At 70.3% G+C, this 24,910-nt stretch carries 23 protein-coding genes and 2 tRNA genes; 13 read left to right on the forward strand and 12 right to left on the reverse strand.

Annotation, left to right across the window (positions count from 1 at the left end; all coding sequences use genetic code 11):
- Positions 1 to 2: 2 nt before the first annotated feature.
- The gene (locus tag ACFQVC_RS11980; RefSeq protein WP_381829891.1) at positions 3 to 818 is read right to left on the reverse strand and encodes an SOS response-associated peptidase; all 816 of its coding nucleotides are present in this window, start codon (positions 816 to 818) and stop codon (positions 3 to 5) included.
- Between the two features lie 49 nt (positions 819 to 867).
- Here ACFQVC_RS11980 and ACFQVC_RS11985 point away from each other — a divergent pair, with 49 nt between their 5' ends.
- From ACFQVC_RS11985 to ACFQVC_RS12000, 4 genes are all read left to right on the forward strand, one after another.
- Entirely contained in the window at positions 868 to 1,590 is a 723-nt protein-coding gene (locus ACFQVC_RS11985; protein WP_381829893.1) for a M50 family metallopeptidase, read from the forward strand.
- 92 nt (positions 1,591 to 1,682) lie between these two features.
- The gene (gene aroA, locus ACFQVC_RS11990) at positions 1,683 to 3,032 is read left to right on the forward strand and encodes a 3-phosphoshikimate 1-carboxyvinyltransferase (protein ID WP_381829895.1); all 1,350 of its coding nucleotides are present in this window, start codon (positions 1,683 to 1,685) and stop codon (positions 3,030 to 3,032) included.
- An 11-nt stretch (positions 3,033 to 3,043) separates the two neighbouring features.
- Positions 3,044 to 4,054, forward strand: a complete 1,011-nt coding sequence (gene rsgA / locus ACFQVC_RS11995) for a ribosome small subunit-dependent GTPase A (protein WP_381829897.1) — start codon at positions 3,044 to 3,046, stop codon at positions 4,052 to 4,054.
- A 182-nt stretch (positions 4,055 to 4,236) separates the two neighbouring features.
- On the forward strand, positions 4,237 to 4,560 hold the full coding sequence (locus ACFQVC_RS12000; RefSeq protein WP_381829899.1) for a DMT family transporter: 324 nt from the start codon (positions 4,237 to 4,239) through the stop codon (positions 4,558 to 4,560).
- 131 nt (positions 4,561 to 4,691) lie between these two features.
- On the opposite strand, the gene ACFQVC_RS12005 is transcribed toward ACFQVC_RS12000, so the two are convergent.
- Positions 4,692 to 5,285 (reverse strand): TetR/AcrR family transcriptional regulator, encoded by a 594-nt coding sequence (locus ACFQVC_RS12005; RefSeq protein WP_381829901.1) that lies wholly within the window; start codon positions 5,283 to 5,285, stop codon positions 4,692 to 4,694.
- 171 nt (positions 5,286 to 5,456) lie between these two features.
- On the opposite strand from ACFQVC_RS12005, the gene hisN reads away from it, so the two are divergent.
- Positions 5,457 to 6,257, forward strand: coding sequence for a histidinol-phosphatase (hisN, locus tag ACFQVC_RS12010; RefSeq protein ID WP_381829903.1), 801 nt, complete (start codon positions 5,457 to 5,459; stop codon positions 6,255 to 6,257).
- 184 nt (positions 6,258 to 6,441) lie between these two features.
- Positions 6,442 to 6,837 (forward strand): CBS domain-containing protein, encoded by a 396-nt coding sequence (locus tag ACFQVC_RS12015; RefSeq protein WP_381829905.1) that lies wholly within the window; start codon positions 6,442 to 6,444, stop codon positions 6,835 to 6,837.
- Between the two features lie 89 nt (positions 6,838 to 6,926).
- Here the strand turns inward: ACFQVC_RS12015 and ACFQVC_RS12020 are convergent, their stop codons facing one another.
- On the reverse strand, positions 6,927 to 8,396 hold the full coding sequence (locus ACFQVC_RS12020; protein WP_381829907.1) for a catalase: 1,470 nt from the start codon (positions 8,394 to 8,396) through the stop codon (positions 6,927 to 6,929).
- 125 nt (positions 8,397 to 8,521) lie between these two features.
- Between ACFQVC_RS12020 and ACFQVC_RS12025 the strand changes: the two genes are divergently transcribed.
- From ACFQVC_RS12025 to ACFQVC_RS12040, 4 genes are all read left to right on the forward strand, one after another.
- A complete protein-coding gene (locus ACFQVC_RS12025) occupies positions 8,522 to 8,938 on the forward strand; it encodes a Fur family transcriptional regulator (protein WP_381829909.1) in 417 nt (138 codons plus the stop codon).
- A 155-nt stretch (positions 8,939 to 9,093) separates the two neighbouring features.
- Positions 9,094 to 9,888, forward strand: a complete 795-nt coding sequence (locus ACFQVC_RS12030; RefSeq protein WP_381829911.1) for an ABC transporter ATP-binding protein — start codon at positions 9,094 to 9,096, stop codon at positions 9,886 to 9,888.
- The gene (locus ACFQVC_RS12035; protein WP_381829913.1) at positions 9,885 to 10,748 is read left to right on the forward strand and encodes an ABC transporter permease; all 864 of its coding nucleotides are present in this window, start codon (positions 9,885 to 9,887) and stop codon (positions 10,746 to 10,748) included. Before ACFQVC_RS12030 ends, ACFQVC_RS12035 begins: the two co-directional genes overlap by 4 nt.
- Before the next feature lie 24 nt (positions 10,749 to 10,772).
- Positions 10,773 to 11,912: an ABC transporter substrate-binding protein gene (locus ACFQVC_RS12040; RefSeq protein WP_381829915.1), complete on the forward strand. Its 1,140-nt coding sequence runs from the start codon at positions 10,773 to 10,775 to the stop codon at positions 11,910 to 11,912.
- 65 nt (positions 11,913 to 11,977) lie between these two features.
- Here the strand turns inward: ACFQVC_RS12040 and ACFQVC_RS12045 are convergent.
- The 4 genes from ACFQVC_RS12045 to ACFQVC_RS12060 form a co-directional block, all read right to left on the reverse strand.
- A tRNA-Met gene (locus ACFQVC_RS12045) sits at positions 11,978 to 12,051 on the reverse strand.
- Positions 12,052 to 12,454: 403 nt separating this feature from the next.
- Positions 12,455 to 14,458, reverse strand: a complete 2,004-nt coding sequence (locus tag ACFQVC_RS12050; RefSeq protein WP_381829917.1) for a tetratricopeptide repeat protein — start codon at positions 14,456 to 14,458, stop codon at positions 12,455 to 12,457.
- Between the two features lie 250 nt (positions 14,459 to 14,708).
- Positions 14,709 to 14,782, reverse strand: a tRNA-Met gene (locus ACFQVC_RS12055).
- A gap of 63 nt (positions 14,783 to 14,845) precedes the next feature.
- Positions 14,846 to 17,740, reverse strand: a complete 2,895-nt coding sequence (locus ACFQVC_RS12060) for a UPF0182 family membrane protein (RefSeq protein WP_381830541.1) — start codon at positions 17,738 to 17,740, stop codon at positions 14,846 to 14,848.
- Positions 17,741 to 17,909: 169 nt separating this feature from the next.
- On the opposite strand from ACFQVC_RS12060, the gene ACFQVC_RS12065 reads away from it, so the two are divergent.
- Positions 17,910 to 18,467, forward strand: coding sequence for a PPA1309 family protein (locus tag ACFQVC_RS12065; protein ID WP_381829919.1), 558 nt, complete (start codon positions 17,910 to 17,912; stop codon positions 18,465 to 18,467).
- 123 nt (positions 18,468 to 18,590) lie between these two features.
- Here the strand turns inward: ACFQVC_RS12065 and ACFQVC_RS12070 are convergent, their stop codons facing one another.
- The 4 genes from ACFQVC_RS12070 to ACFQVC_RS12085 all read right to left on the reverse strand — a co-directional run bounded on the left by ACFQVC_RS12070 (position 18,591) and on the right by ACFQVC_RS12085 (position 21,890).
- A complete protein-coding gene (locus ACFQVC_RS12070) occupies positions 18,591 to 19,679 on the reverse strand; it encodes a YlbL family protein (protein ID WP_381829921.1) in 1,089 nt (362 codons plus the stop codon).
- Positions 19,680 to 19,760: 81 nt separating this feature from the next.
- Entirely contained in the window at positions 19,761 to 20,021 is a 261-nt protein-coding gene (locus tag ACFQVC_RS12075; protein WP_381829923.1) for a hypothetical protein, read from the reverse strand.
- 172 nt (positions 20,022 to 20,193) lie between these two features.
- Positions 20,194 to 20,655: a molybdenum cofactor biosynthesis protein MoaE gene (locus ACFQVC_RS12080; protein WP_381829925.1), complete on the reverse strand. Its 462-nt coding sequence runs from the start codon at positions 20,653 to 20,655 to the stop codon at positions 20,194 to 20,196.
- Positions 20,656 to 20,780: 125 nt separating this feature from the next.
- Positions 20,781 to 21,890 carry an SDR family oxidoreductase gene (locus ACFQVC_RS12085; RefSeq protein ID WP_381829927.1) on the reverse strand — a complete coding sequence of 370 codons (1,110 nt, stop codon included), beginning with the start codon at positions 21,888 to 21,890 and terminating at the stop codon, positions 20,781 to 20,783.
- 191 nt (positions 21,891 to 22,081) lie between these two features.
- Between ACFQVC_RS12085 and ACFQVC_RS12090 the strand changes: the two genes are divergently transcribed.
- Positions 22,082 to 23,536, forward strand: a complete 1,455-nt coding sequence (locus ACFQVC_RS12090) for a zinc-dependent metalloprotease (RefSeq protein ID WP_381829929.1) — start codon at positions 22,082 to 22,084, stop codon at positions 23,534 to 23,536.
- Positions 23,533 to 24,063 (forward strand): NUDIX hydrolase, encoded by a 531-nt coding sequence (locus ACFQVC_RS12095; RefSeq protein ID WP_381829931.1) that lies wholly within the window; start codon positions 23,533 to 23,535, stop codon positions 24,061 to 24,063. The genes ACFQVC_RS12090 and ACFQVC_RS12095 overlap by 4 nt, the downstream gene beginning before the upstream one ends.
- Positions 24,064 to 24,147: 84 nt before the next feature.
- Here the strand turns inward: ACFQVC_RS12095 and ACFQVC_RS12100 are convergent, their stop codons facing one another.
- On the reverse strand, positions 24,148 to 24,903 hold the full coding sequence (locus ACFQVC_RS12100) for an AIM24 family protein (protein WP_381829933.1): 756 nt from the start codon (positions 24,901 to 24,903) through the stop codon (positions 24,148 to 24,150).
- Between the last annotated feature and the right edge of the window lie 7 nt (positions 24,904 to 24,910).

Here is a 24,910-nt window from a genome sequence, read left to right on the forward strand (position 1 = left end):
CGTCAGAACAACGTCCCCTCCTCCGGCCCCTCGAGCTCCGTCAGCAGCTCGGGGCCGTTGTTACGGACATTGCTGACCGCGGTCGACACCGGATAGGCCCGCATCAGCCCCTCCGGCGGCGGGGACAGCAGGGAACGCAGCTCCTCGGCATCCGTCCGCGACGGGTCCAGCCACGCGTCCCACCGCTCGGGCGTCAGCATCAACGGCATCCGCGGATGAATGTCCGCGAGCGAGGACGGGCCCTCGGCGGGGGCCACCCCGAGGGGCCCCGTCTCCGCCTCCGTGGTGATGACCGAGCACGTCACCCACCACGCCTGCGGATGCTCGTCCGGCAGCGTCCTGTCCCGCCAGAACTCATAGAGCCCGGCCATCGCGAAGACCGAGCCGTCGGCCGGGGTCACGAAGTACGGCTGCTTGCGGGGCCGCTTCTTCTTTCCCTCGACCTCCAGATCCCGCTCGTGCGGGGCGGTCACCCACTCGTAATAGCCGTCGGCGGGCAGGATGCAGCGCCGGGTCGTGAAGGCCCGCCGGAAGGACGGCTTCTCGTGCACCGTCTCCGCCCGCGCATTGATCATCCTGGCGCCGCCCTCGGGCGACTTCGCCCAGGACGGCACAAGTCCCCACTTCAGGGTGCGCAGCTGGCGAACCGGACGAGGGCTGTCTGCGTCTTTCACAGGACGGTCCAGTACCGCGTAGACCTCTTTGGTCGGGGCCACGTTGAAGTCGGGGGCGAGTGCCTCCTCCGGCTCCCACTTCTCGATCTCAAAGATTCCTGCGAGATCCTCGGGCCTACGACTCGATGCATACCGTCCGCACATACGTGCCACACTGCCAGATCCGTCTACCGCTGAGGGAGCCCGTCCGAGCATGCACACCACCGCAGCCACGTCCGTCGCCGACCTCTGGGACCGGGTCTTCGGCAGCCAGCCGGACCCGGACCAGTGGCTGGTGATCGCCACGGCGGTGGTCGCGCTCGGCGCCGTACTGCCGCACGGAATCTGGCGTCTGACCCGGAACGCCATCACCATCGCGCACGAGGGCGGCCACGGTCTTGTGGCCCTGGCCACCGGGCGCAAGCTGGACGGCATCAGGCTGCACAGCGACACCTCGGGCCTGACCGTCAGCCGCGGCAAGCCGACCGGGCTCGGCATGATCCTGACCGCGGCCGCCGGCTACACGGCGCCCCCGCTGCTCGGCCTCGGCGGCGCCTGGCTCCTGGCCGCGAACCACATCACGGCCCTGCTGTGGCTGGCGACGGCCCTGCTCGTCGCCCTGCTCGTGATGATCCGCAATGCCTATGGCGCCCTGACCGTGATCCTCACCGGCGGCGCCTTCCTGCTGATCTCCTGGCTGGCCGACCCGCAGGTGCAGGCGGCGTTCGCGTACGTGGTGGTGTGGTTCCTGCTGCTCGGGGGCGTACGTCCGGCCTTCGAGCTGCAGTCCAAGCGGCGCCGGGGCGGCGCCCAGGACTCCGACGCCGATCAGCTCTCCCGGCTCACCCATGTGCCGGCGTGGCTCTGGCTGTTCCTGTTCCACGCCGTCTCGGTGTGCTCCCTGATGGGCGGCGGCCGCTGGCTGCTCGGCCTGTGAGCGTGGCCTGACCAAGAGCAAGGGCAGCGATGTCACTGTGAGCCACGTCCTGATCAAGATCTGCCGTCCTGCCCAGCCATTAAAGTGAGGGCATGACCGAAAACCCCGCGCACACCGCCCTCTGGCCCGCCCCGACCGCGAGCGGAGCCGTCGACGCGACGGTCCATGTGCCCGGCTCCAAATCGGTCACCAACCGAGCCCTCGTGCTTGCCGCACTGGCCGCCGAGCCCGGCTGGCTGCGCCGCCCGCTGCGCTCCCGCGACACCCTGCTCATGGCCTCGGCCCTGCGCGCCCTGGGCGTCGGCATCGAGGAGACGGTGTCCTCCAGCTCCTCCGACGCGGGCGGCACCGGCGAGGCCTGGCGGGTGATCCCCGCGGGTCTGCACGGCCCGGCCACGGTCGACGTCGGCAACGCGGGCACGGTCATGCGCTTCCTGCCCCCGGTCGCGGCCCTCGCCGACGGCTCCGTACGGTTCGACGGCGACCCGAGGTCGTACGAGCGCCCGCTGCACGGCGTGATCGACGCGCTGCGCGCACTCGGCGCCCGGATCGACGACACCGTCCAGGGGAGCCCCGGCGCCCTGCCGATGACCGTGCACGGCGGCGGCGCCCTTGAGGGCGGGCAGGTCGAGATCGACGCCTCGTCGTCCTCGCAGTTCGTGAGCGCCCTGCTGCTCTCGGGACCGCGCTTCAACCAGGGCGTGGAGGTCCGCCACGTCGGCGGCACCCTGCCGTCCATGGCGCACATCCGGATGACCGTCGACATGCTGCGCGCGGTCGGCGCCCAGGTGGACGAGCCGGAGACGGGCGGCGAGCCCGATGTCTGGCGGGTCACCCCCGGCGCGCTGCTCGGCCGCGATCTGACCGTGGAACCGGATCTGTCCAACGCCCAGCCGTTCATGGCGGCCGCCCTGGTCACCGGCGGCCGCGTCACGATCCCCGACTGGCCGGCGCGCACCACCCAGCCCGGCGACAAGCTGCGCGACATCTTCACGGAGATGGGCGGCTCCTGCGAACTGACCGAGAAGGGCCTGACGTTCACCGGCTCGGGCGGTATCCACGGCATCGACGTGGACCTGAGCGAGGTCGGCGAGCTCACCCCTGTGATCGCCGCGGTGGCCGCGCTCGCCGACGGCCCCTCCACCCTGCGCGGCGTCGCCCATCTGCGGCTGCACGAGACGGACCGCCTCGCCGCGCTCACCAAGGAGATCAACGAGCTGGGCGGCGATGTCACCGAGACCGCCGACGGCCTGCACATCCGCCCGCGCCGGCTGCACGGCGGGATCTTCCACACCTACGACGACCACCGTATGGCCACGGCCGGCTCGGTGATCGGCCTCGCGGTCGAGGGCGTACAGATCGAGAACGTCGCCACCACGGCGAAGACCCTCCCGGACTTCCCCGAGATGTGGGCCACGATGCTCGGGGACCGGCAGGGATAAGGCCGACCGCGATGCGCCGCTACGGCAAGAACCCCGACGAGGACGACATCCGCGTCCGCCCCAACCGCAAGGGCAACCGCCCCCGCACCAACATCAGGCCCAAGCACGAGGACGCCGCGGACGGCATGGTCCTCACCGTCGACCGCGGCCGCCTCACCTGCCTCGTCGAGGACCGGGTCGTGATGGCGATGAAGGCCCGCGAGCTGGGCCGCAAGGCCGCGGTGGTGGGCGACATCGTGGCGCTCGTCGGGGATCTGTCCGGCAAGAAGGACACCCTGGCGCGCATCGTCAGGATCGCGGAGCGCACCTCGGTCCTGCGCCGCACGGCCGACGACGACGATCCGTACGAACGCGTCGTCGTCGCCAACGCCGACCAGCTCGCCATCGTCACCGCACTCGCCGACCCCGAACCGCGCCCCCGCATGATCGACCGCTGTCTGGTCGCGGCCTACGACGCGGGCCTCGAACCCCTGCTCGTCCTCACGAAGTCCGATCTGGCCCCGCCGGACAAGCTTCTCGAGGCATACGGCGACCTGGACTTCCCGTATGTCGTCACCAGCCGCGACGAGCTGGAGAACGGCGACGCGGCAGAGCGGGTGCGCGAGCTGCTCGACGGACACGTCACAGCGTTCGTCGGCCACTCGGGCGTGGGCAAGACGACCCTCGTCAACGCCCTGGTCCCCGACGACCGCCGGCGTACGACGGGGCATGTCAACGCCGTCACGGGCCGCGGCCGCCACACCACCACATCGGCCCTCGCCCTCCCCCTGACGGACGCCGAGGGATGGGTGATCGACACCCCGGGCGTGCGCTCCTTCGGCCTGCACCACGTCGACCCCGCGCGGGTCATCCACGCCTTCCCCGACCTGGAGCCGGGCACCGTGAACTGCCCGCGCGCCTGCAGCCACGACGAGAAGGACTGCGCCCTCGACGCATGGGTGGCCGAGGGCCACGCCGACCCGGCCCGCCTCTACTCACTGCGCCGGCTGCTCGCCACACAGGAGCGGCGCGAAGGGGACTGACCTTGCCCGCACGAACGGGACCGGCCTTCCAAAAGGGCGACTGACCTTCCTAAGGGAACCGGCCTTGCGAGTGTTTGCCCCTGGGTGCCCCCGGTAAATGCATAATCGCACCGAGCCGGACCGCCGGTTCACCGGCGGACGAAGCGGTCAGCCGCACACCGAGGCGCAGGAGGCACACAACCATGGCGTGGCTGCTGGTCATCGTGGCCGGAATCCTTGAGACCGGCTTCGCCGTGTGCCTCAAGCTCTCCCACGGCTTCACCCGGCTGTGGCCGACCATCTCCTTCGCGGTCTTCGCGCTCAGCAGCTTCGGCCTGCTGACCCTGGCCCTGAAGAAGCTGGACGTCGGCCCGGCGTACGCCGTCTGGACCGGTATCGGCGCCGCCGGCACGGCGATCTACGGAATGGTCTTCCTCGGCGATGTGGTCTCCACCCTGAAGCTGGTGTCGATCTCCCTGGTCATCGTGGGCGTGATCGGCCTGCAGCTGTCGGGCGGCGCGCACTGAGCGCTCCGCGGGAAGTCCGGTCCGACATCTGCGGGTGCGTCGTGGCTGGTCGCGCAGTTCCCCCGCGCCCCCTTTGGGAGCACAAGCCGCTCAGGGGCCGGCTTTCGGCCTCACTCCTCCGGCTTTCGGCCTCACTCCTCCGACGCGGGCCGGACCACCTCCCGCACCAGCTGCGCCGTACCCCCCTCCCCCACCGGCGCGATGACACACGACAGAGCCAGGCGCAGCGCCACCTCGCAGTCACGGGCCAGTGCGGCGAGGTCGGACTTGGACGTCCCCGCGGGGGCGAGCGCCGCCACCGCGCGGTCCCGTACCAGGGCCACCACATCGGCGGGTGAGGGCAGCGGCCCGTCCGCCCGCCGCTGCGCCGGCACCGCCGAGGTCGAGGGCACCGCGGAGAGCGCAGGCGCGGGCAGCCGCTCGCTCCAGCACCCGGTGAGCACGGCACGGACCAGGACGTTGCCGCGGGCGCCGCCCACGGTCCACTCCGCGACGGCCGGCAGGCCGCCCTCCGAAAGGGCCCGGTCGACGCCGGCGAGATAGGAGTCGATCTCCCTGCGCACCAGCGACCTGGCGAGCCCCTCCTTGCTGCCGAACTCGTTGTAGAGGGTCTGCCGGGAGACCCCGGCGACGGCGGCCACATCGACCATGCGCACACCGGACCAGGGCCGGCGCGACAGCGACGTATAGGCCGCATCGAGTAAGGAATCCCGCGCTGCAGGCATCGTTGCCTCCCCGGCCGAGCGGCTCAGCGGCATAGGTAGCGACTTGGGTAGCGCTTCGGTATGCAGAGTTGACGCGCCCGTGTGCGGTGTCAATAGCCGTGCCGTCTACGGCCGGGAGGCGACGGTCAGGGCCGTGTGGTCCCGTCACAGCACGCTCGATACTGTTCGCTCATGCCCGACTATCACGATGATCTGCGCCTCGCCCATGTCCTCGCCGACGCCGCGGACCGCGCGACCATGGACCGGTTCAAGGCGCTCGACCTGAAGGTCGAGACCAAGCCGGACATGACGCCGGTCAGTGAGGCGGACAAGGGCGCCGAGGAGCTGATCCGCGGCCAGCTGCAGCGCGCCAGGCCGCGGGACGCGATCCTCGGCGAGGAGTACGGAGTCGAGGGCACGGGCCCGCGCCGCTGGGTCATCGACCCGATCGACGGCACCAAGAACTACGTCCGCGGGGTGCCCGTCTGGGCGACCCTGATCTCCCTGATGGAGGCCGGTGAGGGCGGCTACCAGCCGGTGGTCGGTGTCGTCTCGGCCCCGGCGCTCGGCCGGCGCTGGTGGGCGGCGAAGGGCGCGGGCGCCTACACGGGCCGCAGCCTCACCGCCGCGACCCGCCTCCAGGTCTCCAAGGTCGGGCAGATCTCCGACGCGTCCTTCGCGTACTCCTCGCTCAGCGGCTGGGAGGAGCAGGGCCGCCTCGACGGCTTTCTCGACCTCACGCGCGCGTGCTGGCGCACCCGCGGCTACGGCGACTTCTGGCCGTACATGATGGTCGCCGAGGGCTCGGTCGACATCTGCGCGGAGCCCGAGCTCTCGCTGTGGGACATGGCGGCCACCGCGATCGTGGTGACCGAGGCGGGCGGCAGCTTCACCGGCCTCGACGGCGCCCCCGGTCCGCACAGCGGCAACGCGGCGGCCTCCAACGGGCTGCTGCACGAGGAACTCCTCGGCTACCTCAACCAGCGCTACTGACCGGGCCGCGCCCCCACTGGGCAGTCGTTACCGGCCATGTGCACCGTGCACGCCCTCAACTGGCTTCGCACTCCCCCTTGTTGACCTTTTGTTTACCTGCCACTCTGAGACCACCCCCACATTGTGAACTTGTGAATCCTTTCTCTAAGAGGGGGATCCGCAATCAAGGAGGTGGCTTCCGCCCATGCTCGTCCGCGACGCCATGAGCACGATGGTCCTCACCATCGGCCCCGACCACACTCTCCGCCAGGCCGCCCGGCTGATGTCCACGCGCCGGGTCGGTGCCGCGGTCGTCTTCGACACGGACGCGAACGGAATCGGCATCCTGACCGAGCGCGACATCCTCAACTCCCTTGGCGCGGGCCAGGACCCGGACCAGGAGACCGCAGGCACCCACACCACGACCGACGTCGTCTTCGCCGCGCCGGCCTGGACCCTGGAGGAAGCGGCGGACGCCATGACGCACGGCGGCTTCCGGCACCTGATCGTGCTCGACCACCACGAGCCGGTGGGAATCGTGTCGGTGCGCGACATCACCCGCTGCTGGGCCCCGAGCCGCCGGCACGCGGCCGCGCTCTAGCCACGGACACGCATCAGCGTCCGGATACGCCGGAAGGGCCGGACTCCTCTCGGAATCCGGCCCTCCGGTCTACGGCAAACGAACCCGGATCAGCCGCGCAGGGCCTGGACCGCGGCCTCCAGACGCTTGCCGAAGTCACCGTCGGCCTGACGGAAGTTCTCGATCGCGCGCTCGGCGATGTCATCGCGCGAGACCTTGGCGATGAAGCCCGACAGGTTCTCGATCAGACGGCCCTTCTCGTCCTCGGACATCAGGCGGTAGAGGTTGCCCGCCTGCACGAAGTCGTTGTCCTCGGCGTGGGTCGCGGCCGCGGTGTCGCCGGTCTGGCCGGTGACGGGCAGCGGCTGCCACAGCGGCCGGTCCGTCTGGAACGGGCCGCCGAAGGAGTTCGGCTCGTAGTTCTTCGCGCCCTTGTGGCGGCCGTCGTAGAGGAAGCCGTCACGGGAGTTGGTGCGCGCCTCGGTGGCGTGCGGACGGTTCACCGGCAGGTGGTCGGCGTTGATGCCGACGCGGTAGCGGTGGGCGTCGCCGTACGCGAACAGGCGGCCCTGGAGCATCTTGTCCGGGGACGGACCGATGCCCGGCACGAAGTGGGCGGGGCTGAAGATGGACTGCTCGACCTCGGCGAAGATGTTCTCCGGGTTCCGGTTGAGCTCCAGCTTGCCGATCTCGATCGGCGGGTAGTCCTCGTGCGGCCACACCTTGGTGAGGTCGAACGGGTTGAAGCGGTACTCCGCCGCCTCGGCCGCCGGCATGATCTGCACCTGCACGGTCCAGGTCGGGAACTCACCGCGCTCGATGGCCTCGCGCAGGTCGCGCTGGTGGGAGTCGGGGTCCTCACCGGCGAGCTTCGCGGCCTCTTCCGAGGTCAGGTTCTTGATGCCCTGGTCGGTCTTGAAGTGGTACTTGACCCAGAAGACCTCGCCGGCCTCGTTGTTCCACTGGAACGTGTGCGAGCCGTAGCCGTTCATGTGGCGGTACGAGGCCGGGATGCCACGGTCACCGAAGAGCCAGGTCACCTGGTGGGTGGCCTCGGGCGACAGACCCCAGAAGTCCCAGACGTTGTCCGCCTCCTGCGAGCCGGTGTACGGGTCGCGCTTCTGGGTGTGGATGAAGTCGGGGAACTTGATGGCGTCCTTGATGAAGAACACCGGGGTGTTGTTGCCGACGAGGTCGTAATTGCCCTCTTCGGTGTAGAACTTCAACGCCCAGCCACGCGGGTCGCGCACGGCGTCGGCCGCACCGAGGTTGCCCGCCACGGTGGAGAACCGCAGGAACGTCTCGGTCTGCTTGCCGACCTCGGAGAGGAACTTGGCGCGCGTCCACTGCGAGACGTCACGGGTCAGCGTGAAGGTGCCGTACGCACCGGCACCGCGCGCGTGCACGATGCGCTCCGGGATGCGCTCACGGTTGAAGTGGGCCAGCTTCTCGAGCAGCAGCTGGTCCTGGACGAGCACCGGGCCGCCGACGCCCGCCGTCTCGCTGTTCTGGTTGTCGGCGACCGGAGCACCGGCCTCCGTGGTCAGCGGTCCCTGCGTCACGTGCGCCTCCTGCGTCAATCTACGGATCCTGTCCCTTGGCTAATGCCAGTCTCGATCCTACGATGGACTTTGTCTAAGTCAAGTAAGCATCCAGACTCACACCGGTTCGGGACTAAGGTCCCTTGACTGTTAGGCTGACCCTCATGAGCGACCTGTTGGAACGACTGCGCGGACGCGGCTGGCGCATGACCGCCCAGCGTCGCGTCGTGGCAGAGGTCCTCGACGGGGACCATGTGCACCTGACGGCCGACGAGGTGCACGCGCGCGCGGTGGCGAAGCTGCCCGAGATCTCCCGGGCGACCGTCTACAACACCCTGGGCGAGATGGTCACCCTCGGCGAGGTCCTCGAGGTCTCCACCGACCGCAGGGCCAAGCGCTACGACCCGAACGCGCACCGGCCCCACCACCACCTGGTCTGCGCCCAGTGCGGCGCGATCCGCGACGTCCACCCGTCGGGCAACCCGCTGTCCGACCTGCCCGACTCCGAGCGCTTCGGCTTCACGGTCTCGGACGTCGAGGTCACCTACCGCGGCGTCTGCCCGAACTGCGCGGCCACCTGATTTCGTACGCCACCCAAGGCCCCCGACACCGACAAGGCGCCGGGGGCCTTGTCGTTGCGCGGTGAACGACCACCCGCCCGACCCCTTCCCCAATCTGACGGACCGTCATATTCTCTGCGGCGCCCATCCCGACGTACCGCACCACAGGAGCCCCCGTGGGAGACGATCCGCACCCGGCCCCACCCCCCAAACTCCGCGCCACCGGCCTGACCCGCGGTTTCGGCCGCGGCCGTAAGCAGCTCCACGCGCTCGGCCCCGTCGACCTCGACATCGCCCCCGGCGAGTTCACCTGCATCGTCGGCCCCTCCGGCTGCGGCAAGTCCACGCTGTTGCGGATAGCCGCCGGCCTGCTCAGACCGAGCGCAGGGCGGCTCGAAATCCGCACGGACAGCCCGCGCCCCGCCGCGATGATCTTCCAGGACTACGGCATCTACGACTGGAAGACCGTCCTCGCCAACGTCCGCTTCGGCCTGGACATCCAGCGCGTCCCGCGCAAGGAGGCCGACGCCAAGGCGTACGACTGGCTGGGCCGCATGGGGCTCGCGGACTTCGCGGGGGCCTATCCCGCGGCCCTCTCCGGCGGTATGCGCCAGCGCGTCGCCATCGCCCGCGCCCTCGCCGTGGAACCCGAGATCCTGCTCATGGACGAGCCCTTCGCGGCGCTCGACGCACAGCTGCGCACGATCATGCAGGACGAACTCCTGGAGCTCACCCAGGCCACGAGCACCACCACCCTCTTCATCACGCACAGCCTCGAAGAGGCCCTCGTCCTCGGCGACCGCGTCCTCGTGATGTCGGCACGCCCCGGCCGGATCATCGCCGAACGCCGCCCGCCCTTCGGCAGGCCACGCACCGGCGACATCCGTGACGCCCCCGAATTCACCGCACTCAAGGGCGAGTTGTGGGAACTGCTGCGCGGCGAGGTACGGACGGAGGCGGTCCCCGCATGACCACGATCACCAAGGCGCCCGACCACGATGTCCTGGTCAGAGAGCCGGGCCCGCGGGAACTCGCCCCCGTACGCACCCATCGCCGCAGGCGCACCCTCGAACTCTCGCTCGCCGTCGCCGTCCCCGTCGCCCTGCTCCTGCTGTGGCAACTAGCCGCCGTACAGGGCTGGATCGACGACCGGATCTATCCCGCGCCGCAGACCATCCTGGAGGACGGCATCGAGCGCGCGGCCGACGGTGAGCTGTGGCCCGATGTGTGGGCGACGCTGAAGCGGGTGCTCGCGGGGTACGCCATCGGCACGGTCAGCGGCTATGCGCTCGGCCTCCTCATGGGCTCACTCTCCCTGGTACGCGCCGCACTTGAGCCCCTGCTCGACGCGCTGTACGTGGTGCCGAAGCTCGCCCTGCTGCCGATCTTCCTCAATATGTTCGGGCTCGGCGAGGGCCCGCAGATCGCCCTGGTCGCGGCCACCGTCTTCTTCTTCGTCTGGATCTCGACCATGGCGGCCGTGCTCGCCGTCCCTGCCGGGCACCGCGACGCGGGGCAGGTCTTCGGGGCCTCGCCCTGGCAGATGTTCCGGCATGTCCTGCTGCCCGCCTCGCTGCCCGCGGTCCTGGTGGGCGCGCGGATCGCGGCGGGTGTCGCGGTACTCGTCATCGTCGCGTCGGAGTCCATCGCGGCCGACGACGGCCTGGGGCACCTGATCTTCGACTCACGGGCCCTGTTCCAGAACGACATCATGTTCGTCGGCATCGTCTGCGTCGCCGTCCTCGGGGTCCTCTTCTCCGAACTGGTGCGCCTGGCCGGGCGGTTGCTCACCCCCTGGGCCCCGCGTGACCACGGCCGCGGCCAGTCCTGAACCTCTCGCAACGACGGAGGCACCATGCGTACCCGTAAGACCTGGCCCACCGTGCTGCTCGCGGGCGCGCTTCTCGCGTCGGCCACGGCGGGCTGCGCCGAAGAGGACGACAAGCCCGCACAGTCGGCCGGGCCCCGCACCATCAAGTCCGTCGAGGGCTGCGGCGCACAGGCCTGGACCGACCCGGCCGACCTCGCCAAGGACCGCGAGCCGGCCCGCTGCGAGAAGGGCGCGCCCGCCCCGCAGAAGCTGGCCGAGAAGCGCAAGCTCACCGTCGCCACCGGGACGACGAGCGCGGAGTATGTCGCCCCGCTCCAAATGGCGGTGAAGAAGGGCGAGTTCGCGAAGGAGGGCCTGGACGTCGACGTGAAGGTGCTGCCCACGCCCGAGGCGCTCCCGCTGCTCGGCAAGGGCGAAATCGACGCCCAGTGGGCCGCACCCGAGGCCGCCGTGATGAACGGCATCAACGGCGGCTTCACCATCAAGTGGGTGGCAGCCAACTACTCCCCCGCCCCCAAGTCCCGCAGCGGCCTGTGGGTCCGCCTCAAGGACGGCCAGACGGCGTCGCACGTCCCGATGGCGGGCCGCAAGCTCGGCACGATGATCGGCAAGGGCTCGGTCATCTCGTACCCCATGAGCAAAGCCCTGAAGAAGCACGGCGGCGGGCTCGACAAGGTCGACTTCCGCCAGCTCGGCTCCGCCGATGTGCTCACCGCCCTGCAGAACGGCGGCGTCGACTCCGCCTGGCTGCTCGACCCGGTGTGGCGCAAGGTCGACGACGACAAGAAGTACGCCTTCCTCGGCGGCCAGCCGCTCGGCGAACCCCTCGGCGGTGTCCTGTTCGGACCGCGGCTCCTCCAGGAGGACCCCGACGCGGGCGTGGCTTTCCTGCGGGCGTACATACGGACCGTGAACACCTACTTCGCCGGCGACTACAAGTCCGACCCCGCCTTCGTCACGGAACTGGCGAAGCTGCTCAAGGTCGACGAGCCCACCCTGAAGTCGACGCCGTCGCTGCGGATGGACTGGGAGATCCGCTCGGGCACCACGGACCGCCTTCAGGCCGCCTACCGGGAGGCAGGCGTCGCGGAGGGCGAGGCCATCCCCGAGAAGAAGGCGGTGGACCGCAGGCTGTACGCGGAGGCGGTCGGCCACAAGCCCTGAGCCGGCGCATCCGCACACGACTGAGGCCCGGATCCTTGATCAGGATCCGGGCCTCAGTCTCTGAGTAGCGGGGACAGGATTTGAACCTGCGACCTCTGGGTTATGAGCCCAGCGAGCTACCGAGCTGCTCCACCCCGCGTCGGTGAATATGACTCTACGCCAGCCTCACGACCAGCGCAAATCCCTTCAGGCCGAGGACAGCGACGACCCAGGGAGACGGGGCGGGGGCCTCCGGTTGCGTGGGGGCGGGGCCGCCCTCTGGTTGCGTAGGGGCGGGGCGCGGGCTGCTACGGGGGCCGGGGCGAGACCGGTCGGGACGGGACGGGCCGGGGGCACGGACTGCTATCAGGGCCGGGGCAAGACCTGCCGCACGGGACAGGCCGGGGCGCGGACTGCGACGAGGGCCCGGGCGAGACCAGCCGCACGGAACCGGCCGGGGCCGGGGCGCGGACGGCCATGCCTCCCGGTCCGCCGCGCGCCCGCCCTGCTGTGTCCCGCGCCTCCGCGCAGCCCTGCCGCGTCCCGCCCCGTCCCTCGCCTGCTTACGCCGTCAGTTCCTGCTGCAGCGCGTCCCGGAGGCGTCCTGCTCGCTCGGCGACCTCCGCCGGGCCGAGTGCCACCGCGCGGGCGCACCACTTCTGCCCCTCGGCGAGCTCGCCCCGACGCGCGTAGAGCAGGGCGAGCCGCAGCGCGGCGCGGCCGTGCCCGGCGTCGGCCGCGCGGGTCCACCACAGCAGCGCCTCCGGCTCGCTGCCCTCGCGGGCGAGCAGAAGGCCGAGGTTGAACGCGCCGCCGAGGCTGCCCGCCTCCGCCGCCTCGCGGTACCAGCGGGCCGCCTCGACCACATCGCCGCGCGCCGCGGCGAGCATGCCGACACGGACCTGCGCGCGCCGGTGGCCCTGCTCCGCCGCGCGCTCGTACCACTCCTCGCACTCGCTCTTCTCGGTGACCGCCTCGCCGAGCACCGTGCCCGCGGGGGCCCGCTGGTCGCTGCGGTCGAGCAGGGTGCCGAGGCGGAACGCCGCCTCTGCGCTGCCGCCGCCCGCGGCACACCGCAGATGGCGCTCGGCGCCCTGCCGGTCGCCTTCACGGATCTTGGCGATGCCGACCTGCAGGGCGGCCTCGGTGTGGCCGGCCTTGGCCGCCCGCTCGTACCAGCGCAGGGCGGCGCCGTCGTCGTCGCGCCCGGCGTGCAGGATGCCGAGGTTGAACGCGGCGTCCACACTGCCGGCCTCCGCCGCCTTGGAGAACCAGGGCTCGGCGCCCGCGGTGTCACCGACCTGCAGAAGCAGCACCGCGAGGGCGTTGGCCGCCTCGCGGTGCCCCGCGTAGGCCGCGCGGCGGTACCACTGCTCGGCCTGGGCCGTGCGGCCCTGCTCGGCACAGAGCAGACCGAGGTTGTACGCGCCGTTCACATCTCCCGCGTCCATCGCGGCCCGGTACCAGCGCTCGGCGGTCTGTGTCTCCCCGCGCTCGGCGTGCAGCGCTCCCAGGGCGTTGGCGGCGTTGCCGTCGCCGTCCTGGGCGGCCTTGAGCCACCACACGGAGGCGTTCTCCTCGTCGCCCGCGTCCCGCAGCAGGAAGCCGAGCGCACAGGCGGCGCGCGGCTCGCCGTCCTTGGCGGACGTGAGGTACCAGCGGCCGGCCTCCTTGAGCTCGCCGCGCCGCTCCAGGATCGCGCCGAGCTGCAGCGCGGCCCGGCGGTGGCCCCGCGCGGCGGCCTGGCGGTACCACTGCTCCACCTCTTCGGTGAGCGTCAGCTGCGCCGCACCCTGACCGCCCTCGGGCGCGCACGTGGCCTCCTCCGCCCGCGGCCGTACGTCGGCGGCGTCGCTGCCGACCACCACGGACGCCGAGCGCAGCAGCCCCGCGCCGAACACGATGGACCGGCCGTCGGCGCGGTCCGGGGCGGTGCCGTTGGCCGTGCGCCGCCCCGAGTCCGTGCGCAGCCGGGTCCCCGTCGACGTACCGCATCCGGAGCCGGGCTCTTCGGCGGCGCGGCGCTCAAGGGCGCGGGCGAGGCGGTAGGACGCCTCACGGTGACCGCGCTCGGCGGCCGCACGCATCCAGCGCTCGGCGCCGACGTCGCTGCGGTGCTCCAGGAGGTCGGCGAGTGCGTAGGCGCCGAGCACATGGCCCTGCTCGGCGGACTGGCGCAGCCAGTACTCGGCGGCGGGCTCGTCACCGCGCTCGCGGTGGTGGCGGCCGAGGGCGTGCGCGGCCGCGGCGGAGCCGGCGACGGCGGCGATCCGCCACCAGCCGGCCGCCTCGTCGGAGTAACCGCGCTGGTGCAGCAGGACGCCGAGGTTGTTGGCGGCGGCGCGGTCGCCCTCCGCTGTGGCGGCACGCAGATGGGGCTCGGCACCGTCAAGGTCTCCGCGGCGGAGCAGCAGGGCACCGAGCACGCTCATGGCGGCGATGTCGCCGGTTTCGGCGGCCAGCCGATGGCGTGCTACCTCCGCGACCTCACCGGGGTCCTCCCGGTCGGCCGACTGCATAAGTCGCCCTGTTTCCAACAGAGTTGCCTTGTCCCCCATAACGTCCATCGTCGCACCACCTGCAACCCGGGTACACCTGGTATACCGCGGCCAGTGAGGTCACTACAGCGTTTTGTCGACATGCCCACAGGGAGATAAGTCAAACACAGATTTCCCAACTGGCCGCGCCGGGCGCACTCTTCACTCCGGCCGAGCCGGTCGGAGGCGTGACGGACGCATGGCGCACCCATGACGCACGCAGGTCGCACGCATGACGAGGGCCCGGATCCTTGATCAGGATCCGGGCCCTCGTCTTCAGTAGCGGGGACAGGATTTGAACCTGCGACCTCTGGGTTATGAGCCCAGCGAGCTACCGAGCTGCTCCACCCCGCGCCGTTGTGCTGCAACCGTACCACGGCGCGGGGTGGGGGCCGCTCAGAGCCCTCGGCTGCCGATTCAGCCCGATTTGTCGGTGTCCTCCTTGCGCGCCTTGGACTCGGCGTCGGTCGCGCGCTTCAGTGCCTCCGAGAGGTCCTTCTGCGCCTCGCCGTACGCGTTCCAGTCCTGCTCCTTGAGCGCGGCCTCGCCCCGCTCGAGCGCGTCCTGGGCGTCTTCCAGGGCCTGTTGGACCGTGGGGTCGCTGGACGGTGGCTGGCTCGGGTCCTTGGGTGGCTCCTCCGGACTGTCGCCCTGCTCCCCGAAGACCGCGTCGAAGGCCTCACTGAGGGTGTTCTTGAAGACCGTCTCGCGGTTGTACTGAACGCCGATCTTCTTCAGCAGCGGATAGTTGGCGCTGCCGCCCTTGACGTACACCGGCTCGATGTAGAGGAAGCCGTCGTGCATCGGCACCGTGAGCAGGTTGCCGTAGACGATGTCCGAGTCGGTGCCTCTCAGGTTTCTCACGAACTCAGCGACTTCGGGATCGCCGTTCAGCTCACTTTGCACCTGTTGGGGGCCCGGGACGTCGGACTTGACGTTCAGAACGCTTATTGAGCCGTATCTGTCGCTGGTGGCGTCGGCGTCGACCGACATGAACGCCCCCAGGTTGGGCCGCCCGTTGGGCGTGAACGTCGTCGTCAGGGAGAACTTCTGATCCTGCTCACCCGGCATCTTCAGGCTCAAGTAGTACGGCGGAACCGCGTTCTTGTCCTTGTTCGTCGGGTCGTCCGGCACCTGCCACACGTCCGAGCCGCTGTAGAACTGCGAGGGGCTCTGCACGTGGTAGCGGGTCATGAGCTCACGCTGGACCTTGAACAGGTCCTGCGGGTAGCGCATGTGCTCGCGCAGCTCGGGCGAGATCTCGCTCTTCTTCTTCACCGTGTCCGGGAAGGCGTTCATCCAGGTCTTCAGGACCGGGTCCTTCTCGTCCCACTGGTAGAGCTTGACCGAGCCGTCGTACGCGTCGACCGTCGCCTTCACCGAGTTGCGGATGTAGTTGACCTGGTTCTCCTGGGCCACCACCGCGCGCTGGTTGTTCTGGGCGGTCAGGGAGTCGGCCGTGGTGTCGCCGAGCGTGGTGCGCGAGGCGTACGGATAGCCGTTGCTGGTCGTGTACGCGTCGACGATCCACTGGATCTTGCCGCCGACCACCGCCGGATAGGCGTCGCCGTCGATGGTGAGCCAGGGGGCCACCGCCTCGACGCGCTCCTTGGGCGTGCGGTTGTACATGATCCGCGAGCCCTCGCCGATCGCACCCGAGTACAGGATCTGCGGCTCGCTGAACGCCACCGCGTACGCCGCCCTGTTGATCGGGTTGGAGAGATTGACCCCGCTGTTGCCCTTGAAGCTGGTGGTCTTCTCGCCGTCGGCCTCGTAGTCGAGCTCCTTCTGCGGGCCGCCGACGATCGAGTACTGCTGGGTCTTCTCGCCGTAGTAGATCCGCTGCTCGTACTGGCCGAGCTGGCCCTTGGTCGGCAGTCCGGCCTCGGTGAAGTCCGGGGACCCCGCCGGGTCGGCCTTCGGGTCGGTGCTGGTGCCCTTGGCCGTGATCGCGCCGTAGCCGTGGGTGTAGGTGAAGTGGTCGTTGATCCAGTTCCGCTTCGGGATGCCGTCGAGGTCGAGCTCGCGCAGACCGATGACGGTGTCCTGCTCCTTGCCGTCCGCGTCCTTGTAGCGGTCGACGTCGAGCGTGGTCGGGAACTGGTAGTACTTGCGCTGGCGCTGGAGCTGGTCGAAGGTCGGGCCCACGACGTTCGGGTCGATCACGCGGTAACTGGCCTGACCGTCCGCGTCCTTGCGCAGCTTCTCCTTGGTGGCCGCGTCGTCCGCGGCCTTGCCCTTGCCCGAGTAGTCGGTGACCTTGGCGCCGTCGATGCCGTACGCCTTACGGGTCGCCTCGATGTTCTGCTCGATGTAAGGGGATTCCTTCTTCTGCTCGTTCGGGTCGACCTGGAACTTCTGGACGATGGCCGGGTAGAGGCCGCCGATCAGAATCGCCGAGAGCACCATCAGGCCGAAGCCGATGACCGGCAGCTGCCAGGTGCGCCGCCACAGCGTCGCGAAGAACAGCACGGCACAGATCGCCGCGATGCAGAAGAGAATCGTCTTGGCGGGCAGATAGGCATTCGCGTCGACATACCTCAGGCCCGTCCAGTTGCCCGCGGCCTTGAACTCACTGGACTTCACCGCGAGGCCGTACCGGTCGAGCCAGTACGCCACCGCCTTGAGCGCGACGAAGATGCCGAGGAGCACCGACAGATGCCCGGTGGCGGCGGCCGTGGCGCGCGCGCCGGGGCTGGTGATACGGAGCCCGCCGTACAGGTAGTGCGTCAGGGCGGCCGCGATCAGGCCGAGCACCGCGGCCGCGAAGCCGAAGCCCAACAGGAAGCGGTACCAGGGCAGATCGAAGGCGTAGAACGCCACGTCCATATGGAACTGCGGGTCCTTCTGGCCGAAGGGCACGCCGTTCACCCACATCAGCCAGGTGCGCCACTGGCCCGCGGCCGAGGCGCCGGCGATCAGACCCACCAGGGCCGTGATCGCGAGCAGGATCCACTTCTTGTACGGGGCGATGCCCATGCGGTACCGGTCGAGGCTCTGCTGCTCCATCGACATGGCACTGAGCGGCGGGCGCAGCCGGTGCGCCAGCCAGATGTTCACGCCGACGGCCGCCGACATCAGCAGGCCGAAGACGAAGAACAGTCCGATCTTGCTCCACAGAGTGGTGGTGAAGACCGAGGAGTACTTGACCGACCGGTACCAGAGCCAGTCCGTCCAGAACCCGGCGAACATGACGAAGAGCATGGCCAGAACGGCCAGAACGCCCAAAGTCAGGAGCAGGGTGCGGACACGCCGGGAGGGCCGGCCCACTCTCATCCGTGGCCCAGACGGGCCTCCACCGCGGTCCGGCATCTGGAAAGCCAAGGTGCGCACCTCGAAGTTCGCTGTTGGGTCGCTGCTATTCAGCTGCTGTTGTCGTTGCTCTTGGGGCGGGCTCCGCGATCGTAGAGCCCACTGATGCAACTTACTGAAGCTTTACTCAGTTCCCGATCCTGGGCCTGAACCAGGCAGGATATTGCCCATGCCCAACCAATCCCCCTCCGGCCCTCCGATGGCCGCGAGCCCGCTCACCGTTGCCGTGCTCGAAATCGACGACTATGTCGCCGGTATCGGGTGGGACCAGCCCGCCCGTCTCTTCGCCCTTGTCGACACCGCGCAGCTGCGCAGCCAGGAGCCCGGACTCGCCGAGCGCCTCGGCCTCAGCGGCGATGCGCCCGCCGGCACCCTGACCCCGATCGAGCAGGAGGAGCTGCCCGCGGGCAGTCCGCTCGACGACTTTCTCGGCACCATCGCCTGGCCCGACGCGGTGGCCGGCTGCGCCCTGTCCGTGGAACGCCTGATGCTGCCGCCGTCCGCGGAGGCCACCGTTCCGGAGGGCCTGAGCGAAGGCGAGCTGACCAAGTGGGTCGCCGAGCACCCGGACCGCCAGGAGGTGCGGATGACGGTGGCCGTGCTGCGCGACGGTGCCCGGGAGTCGGCCCTGCGGCTGCGCGCGAAGGACTCGCCGACCGAGGTGCTCACCGGCTCCGACCTGGTGCCGGGGCTCGCCGAGGCACTGGCGGCGACATTCGCGGAGTAGGCCTCCTCGGTCGTACGCGGTCATGCGTGACAGTCGTACGCGGTCATCCGTGACGGCCGTACGCCGTCCTGCGTGAAGTGGGGCGCCCCCTTCGGGAAGGGGGCGCCCCACTTCGTGTGCCGGCTACTTAGTGGTGCACTGGGGCAGGTCCGAGGTCTTGCCCTTGCGGATGTCCTGGAGGGACTTCCGTGCGTCGTCGATGGTCTTGACCTTGACGAGGGTGAGGCCGTCGGGAACGTCCTTCGCGGCGGTGGCGCAGTTGTCCGCGGGCGTCAGGAAGTACTCCGCACCTCTCTCGCGCGCACCGACCGTCTTCATCCCGATGCCGCCGATGGGGCCCACGACGCCGTCATCGGTGATGGTGCCGGTGCCCGCGACGAACTTGCCGCCGGTGAGGTCGTCGGGCGTCAGCTTGTCGACGATGCCGAGGGCGAACATCAGGCCCGCGCTGGGACCGCCCACGTCGGCCAGCTTGATGTCGATGCTGAACGGGAACGTGTGGTCGGTGCCGGCCTGGATGCCGACGACCGCGCGGTCGTCGTCGTCCGCCTTCTGCGTGGTGACGGCGATCTGCTCGGTGACGCTCGGCTCCTTGCCGGCCTTCTCCGCGGCGGCGGCCTCCTTGGCCGGGACGATGGTGAAGACCACCTTCTGCCCCGGCTTGTGCTGGGTGACCAGCTTCGCCACGTCCTCCGGCTGCTTCACTTCCTTGCCGTCCACGGCCTTGATGACATCGCCGGCGTGGAGCTTGCCCTCGGCCGGGCTGTCCTTGAGGACGGTGGAGACGATGACCCGGGACTGCACCGGGATGTCCAGCTCCTTCAGGGCGGCGACCTTGGCGCTCTCCTGGGACTGGCTGAACTCCTCCGCGTTCTCCTGGCTCGACTGCTCCTCGGTCTTGCCGTCGGGGTAGAGGGTCTCGTGCGGCACCACGATGTTGTCGTGGGCCAGCCAGCCGTACACCGCCTGGACGAGGTTCATGTTGTAGTCGGCGCTGGTGACCCGGACCGTCGTCATATTGAGATGACCGCTCGTCGGGTACGTCTTGTGGCCGCTGATCTGCAGGACCGGCTCGCCGCCGTGGTCGCCGAGGGTGTTCACCGTGGGGCCCGGGGTCATCTCCGAGTACGGGACCTTGATGAGTACTCCCACGCAGAGGAGAGCGATCAGCATCAGGGTGGAGGCGAGCATCGTCGCAGTGCGGCGTGGCATGGAACGACAGTACGGGACGGGTCTGTCAGTGCACCTTCGGGGCCGGTCCGTACGAGGGCCCGCCCGGGGCACCGGCGCGGGTCAGGCGGCGTCCGAGCCGGACCCGGCCTTCTCCATCTCGGGGAGCTCCGCGCCCGCCCGGTCCGCCGCGGCCCTCTCGCGCTCCGCCGCCTCCGCGACGGCCTTGTCCAGCTCGGCGCGCTCCATGGCGGCGCGGAACCTGGCATAGCCGGCGAGCTCCGTGACATCGCCGGTCCTGCGGTTGCGCGCGGCCCAACTGCCCCACATTCCCGCACAGATCGCAGCCACAAGCGGAATCAGCAACCACGCAAGCGATGCCATGCCGACCTCCCGACCCCATGAGCGACCGCAACTGACTGATCAGCAGATTAACCATCCGCCCTGTCAACGCTCGCCGCAGGGGTCCGGTTACGCAACCGGAGCCCCGCAGAGCGTCCGACGACCCATTCGGTGCCGCAGACCGGTCCGTCCGCCGTGCGGGCGGACCCCGGAATCAGCAGGCTCCGACCCACTCCTCGGTGCCGTCCGAGAACTTCTGGTGCTTCCAGATCGGGACCTCGTGCTTGAGGTCGTCGATGAGCTTGCGGCACGCCTCGAAGGCCTCCGCGCGGTGGGGGCAGGACACGGCGACGACCACCGCCAGGTCCCCCACCTCGAGATCGCCGACGCGGTGCACGGCCGCCAGGGCGCGCACCGGGTGGTCCGCGACGACCTTCTCGGCGACCCGGCGCAGCTCCGCCTCGGCTGTGGGGTGACAGGAGTACCCCAGAGCGTCGACGTCCGCGCCGCCGTCGTGATTGCGCACAGTGCCCACGAACAGCGCGGTGCCGCCCGCGGCGGAGTCGCCGACGGCCGTGAAGACCTCGTCGACCGAGAGCGGGGTGTCTCGGACGGCAAGGAGACGGATCGGATCCTGTGCTGCCTGCTCGCCGGGGTGGTCATACCGTGCTGCCATGCCATCCATCGTGCCGTACGGCACTGACATCACGGAATAGCGCATTCGACCGGCCGTACGGATCCGGCGTAGGAGACTCCTACAGGAAGCCGGACCCGCCCGGCTCGCGCCCGGCCGGTTCCGGCCTACACGCCGCGGCGCCTGCGGGCCCTGCGGACCACCGCCGCGGCGCCGAGCAGCGCGACCGTCGCACCCGCCGCACCCGCGGCCGTGGCGTCCTTGCGGCCCAGGCGGCGGCCCGCGACGGTGTGCCGTCCCGCGACCTCCTCCAGGAGCTCCGCGAGCACTTCCTCATTGGTCCACTGCGGCCGCCAGCCCGCCTCGTGCAGGGCCGTGCCGCTGACCACCCACGGATACATCGTGTACGCGAGGTCGCCGGCGGGTGACGGGGTGAGGCCGATGCGGTGCAGGCGGGCCGCGGCCCCGAGGGCCACGGTCGAGGGCAGCTCCATGCGGCGGATTCCGCTGAGCTCCTCGACCTCCTCCTGTTCGAGCCACCCGTCGCAGCCGACCGCCAGCTCCCCCTCGGCCTTCTCCAGGACCGCGTACTCAAGGGCGCTGCACAGGTCCTCGACGTGGCAGAACTGCCAGACGGGCCGCGAACCCGCCACTACCAGGAGGCGGGGCGACTCGAAGTAGCGGGTCAGCGCGGTGTCCGTGCCTCCGACAAGGACGGCGGGGCGCAAAACCGTCACATTAAGTCCGGGGTGGGCCCGGGGCGCGCGGCGTGCCAGGCGCTCGATCTCCAGGAGGTCGCCGACCCCTGTGGCCTCGGCCGTGGCACGCAGCTCGGCGTCCTCGGACAGCGGGAGCTCGTTGTCCTCCAGGGCGCCGTAGACCATCGCCGACGTGCACAGGACGACCCGGTGCACGCCCGCGGCGGCAGCGGCGGTGAGCACGGTCTGGGTGCCGCGCACGTTGTAGGCGGTGCGCGCGGCGGGATCGGTCTCCAGGTCGAGGTCGAGTGCGAGATGCACGACGACGTCGGCGCCGCGCAACTTGTCGGCGATCGCGGGGTCCCGTACGTCGAGGATGTGCCACTGCGCGTCCGCGCACTCGCCCCGCCGCTCGTCGATGGCCACGACTTGTTTGATCTCTTCGGACGCCGCGAGGCGCTCGGCGAGCAGCGCGCCGATACCGGCGGCGGCGCCGGTCACGGCGACCACCGGGCCTCGCGCGGCCGCCGGGGTTGAGCGGTTTCGCGCTGCGCGAACCTGCGGATCTGGGGAACTCACCAGGCGTCTCCAGCGGTTGTCTTCAGTAAGTACGTGAATGACGCGTACTTACCAGGTGGCATCCATCCTGCCGCAGCCCGGAAGACGGCGGAGCACCGAGCCCGGAAGCGGCCCTGGTGTCTACGCTGGATGACAAAGTCGGGCAGTCGCCGTCGGCACGCAGCCGGCGGCCCTACGAGCCGAGGATTCCCGTGAGTGACACCCCATTCGGATTCGGCCTTCCGCCGGAGGAGCCGGAGAACGGCGACGAGGGCAAGAAGAAGGACCAGCAGGGCGGTGGTGGCCAGGGAGGTCCGGCGAACCCGTTCGGCTTCGGCGGCCTCCCCGGCGCCGGCGGCCCCGGCGGCGGTGACAACCCCTTCGCCGCCATGTTCGGCAACATGAACCCGAACGACCTGGGTGCGGCCTTCCAGCAGCTCGGCCAGATGCTGTCCTATGAGGGCGGCCCGGTGAACTGGGACATGGCCAAGCAGATCGCCCGCCAGACGGTCTCCCAGGGCACGGCCGACGGCACCAAGGACACCAGCGTCGGGCCCGCCGAGCGCGGCGCCGTCGAGGAGGCGGTGCGCCTGGCCGACCTGTGGCTGGACGGCGCCACATCGCTGCCGTCCGGCGCCGGCACGGCCGTGGCCTGGTCCCGCGCGGAGTGGGTCGAGGCGACCCTTCCGGTGTGGCAGGAACTGGTCGACCCGGTCGCCGAGCGGGTCGGCGCGGCCATGGGTGACGTACTGCCGGAGGAGATGCAGGCCATGGCGGGCCCGCTGATCGGCATGATGCGGTCCATGGGCGGTGCCATGTTCGGGCAGCAGATCGGGCAGGCCGTGGGTGTGCTCGCGGGCGAGGTGGTCGGCTCGACCGACATCGGCCTGCCGCTCGGCCCGGCGGGCAAGGCCGCGCTGCTTCCGCTGAACATCGAGGCGTTCGGCAAGGACCTGGGCGTCGACCAGAACGAGGTGCGGCTGTATCTCGCCCTGCGCGAGGCCGCCCACCAGCGTCTCTTCGCCCACGTGCCGTGGCTGCGCTCGCATCTGTTCGGTGCGGTCGAGGGATACGCGCGCGGCATCAAGGTCGACACATCGAAGCTCGAGGACGTGGTCGGCCAGTTCGACCCGCAGAATCCCGAGGACCTGCAGCAGGCGCTGCAGCAGGGCATGTTCCAGCCCGAGGACACCCCCGAGCAGAAGGCCGCGCTCGCCCGCCTGGAGACCGCCCTGGCCCTGGTCGAGGGCTGGGTGGACGCCGTGGTGCACGAGGCCGCCAAGGACCGGCTGACGTCGGCCGGTGCGCTGCGCGAGACGCTCCGGCGCCGTCGTGCGTCCGGCGGCCCCGCGGAGCAGACCTTCGCCACCCTGATCGGCCTGGAGCTGCGGCCGCGCCGCCTCCGGGACGCCTCGCGCCTGTGGGCCTCGCTCACAGACGCGCGCGGTGTGGACGGCCGCGACGGTCTGTGGGCCCACCCGGACATGCTGCCGACCGCCGAGGACCTGGACGACCCGGACGGCTTCGTGCACCGCGAGCAGCTGGACTTCTCCGAGATCGACGCCATGCTCGGCGAAGCCGCGGGCGGCCCCTCCGGCGAGAAGCCGAACCTGCGCAAGGACGAGACCCAGGACGGCGACAAGGGCGAGGGCGACGACAGCAAGTGAGCCTGCACGACGACGCCGTACGCGTACTCAAGGGCTATGACCGCGACGGTGAGCAGGGCGCGCTGCGCCAGGCGTATCTCGACCACCTGGACGCGCACCCGGACGGCATGTGGAAGGCCTGCCAGGCCGGGCACATCACCGCGAGCGCGCTGATCGTGGATCCCGCGCGGGGCCGGGTTCTGCTGACGCTGCACAAGAAGCTGCGGATGTGGCTGCAGATGGGCGGGCACTGCGAGCCGGGGGACGCGACGCTGGCGGCGGCCGCGCTGCGCGAGGCGACGGAAGAGTCGGGCATCGAAGGCCTGACGCTGCTGCCAGGCGGCCCGGTGATGCTGGACCGGCACCCTATTCCGGCGCCCTGCCACTGGCATCTGGACGTGCAGTACGCGGCGCTTGCGCCGGCGGGCGCGATCGAGGCGGTCAGCGACGAGTCGCTCGATGTGCGCTGGTTCGCGTACGACGAGGTGGCGGGCGTCGCGGACGAGTCGGTCGTCCGCCTGACGGAGGCCACGCGCGCGGTGCTGTGAATCCGACGTATGGGTAAGGGGCGGTCGCCATGGCGACCGCCCCTTACCCATACTCGGTGGGAGCTACTCGGTGGGAACGCCGGGCTACTCCCAGGCGTTGCCCCGGTTCTGGCCTCGCGCGCCCTGCTGGCCCATGCCGTACTGCGCGGCCATGCCCGAGCCGATCACGGCGTTCTGCGGCGGCAGCAGCTCGCTGGGCTGGACGAGCGCGAAGCCCTGGCCCATGAAGCTGAGTTCCCAGCCCTCCCCCGTGCTGCCACGGCGGCGCCGTACGCCCGAGGAGTGGGTCTGCGCCTGCATCTGCACGCGCAGGGAGTTGGACCAGGCCACGATCGCGTCGGCGTCGGCGTTGACGTACTTGTCCGGCGTGACCTGAAGCATCAGCGGCTGGCCCGAGGTCATGAGGGCGACCTTGCCGCTGCCGGTGATGTTGAGCTGGTACTTGCCGGAGCCGGAGATGCCGAACTGGCTGTCCACGGCGATCACTTCGGTGTGCAGCTGGGAATCGAGAGCGAGGACATAGGAACTGTCCACGGTCAGACCCTGCTGGTCGATGTCCACGAGGTGGATGTACTGGGCGAGGTTGGCCAGATAGACCGTGCCCTGCCCGGAGCAGCGCATCAGGTCCAGGCCCTCACCGGTGTTGGCGCGGGCGCGGCGCTGGCCTTGCGACTGGTACTCCCCGTCGAATTCGAGGAGTCCCTGGTAGGCGACCATCGCGCCCTTGCGGGCGAGGATGTCGTCATGGCCTTCCAGGGCGACCCGCAGCATCTGCGGGTTCTGGATCGCGTAGCGCTCCTGGGTCTGCTGCTCGGTGTGAGCGAAAAGCGGGCTCTGCATGGTGTGT

Source organism: Streptomyces monticola, from assembly GCF_042665355.1.
GTDB lineage: Bacteria > Actinomycetota > Actinomycetes > Streptomycetales > Streptomycetaceae > Streptomyces > Streptomyces monticola.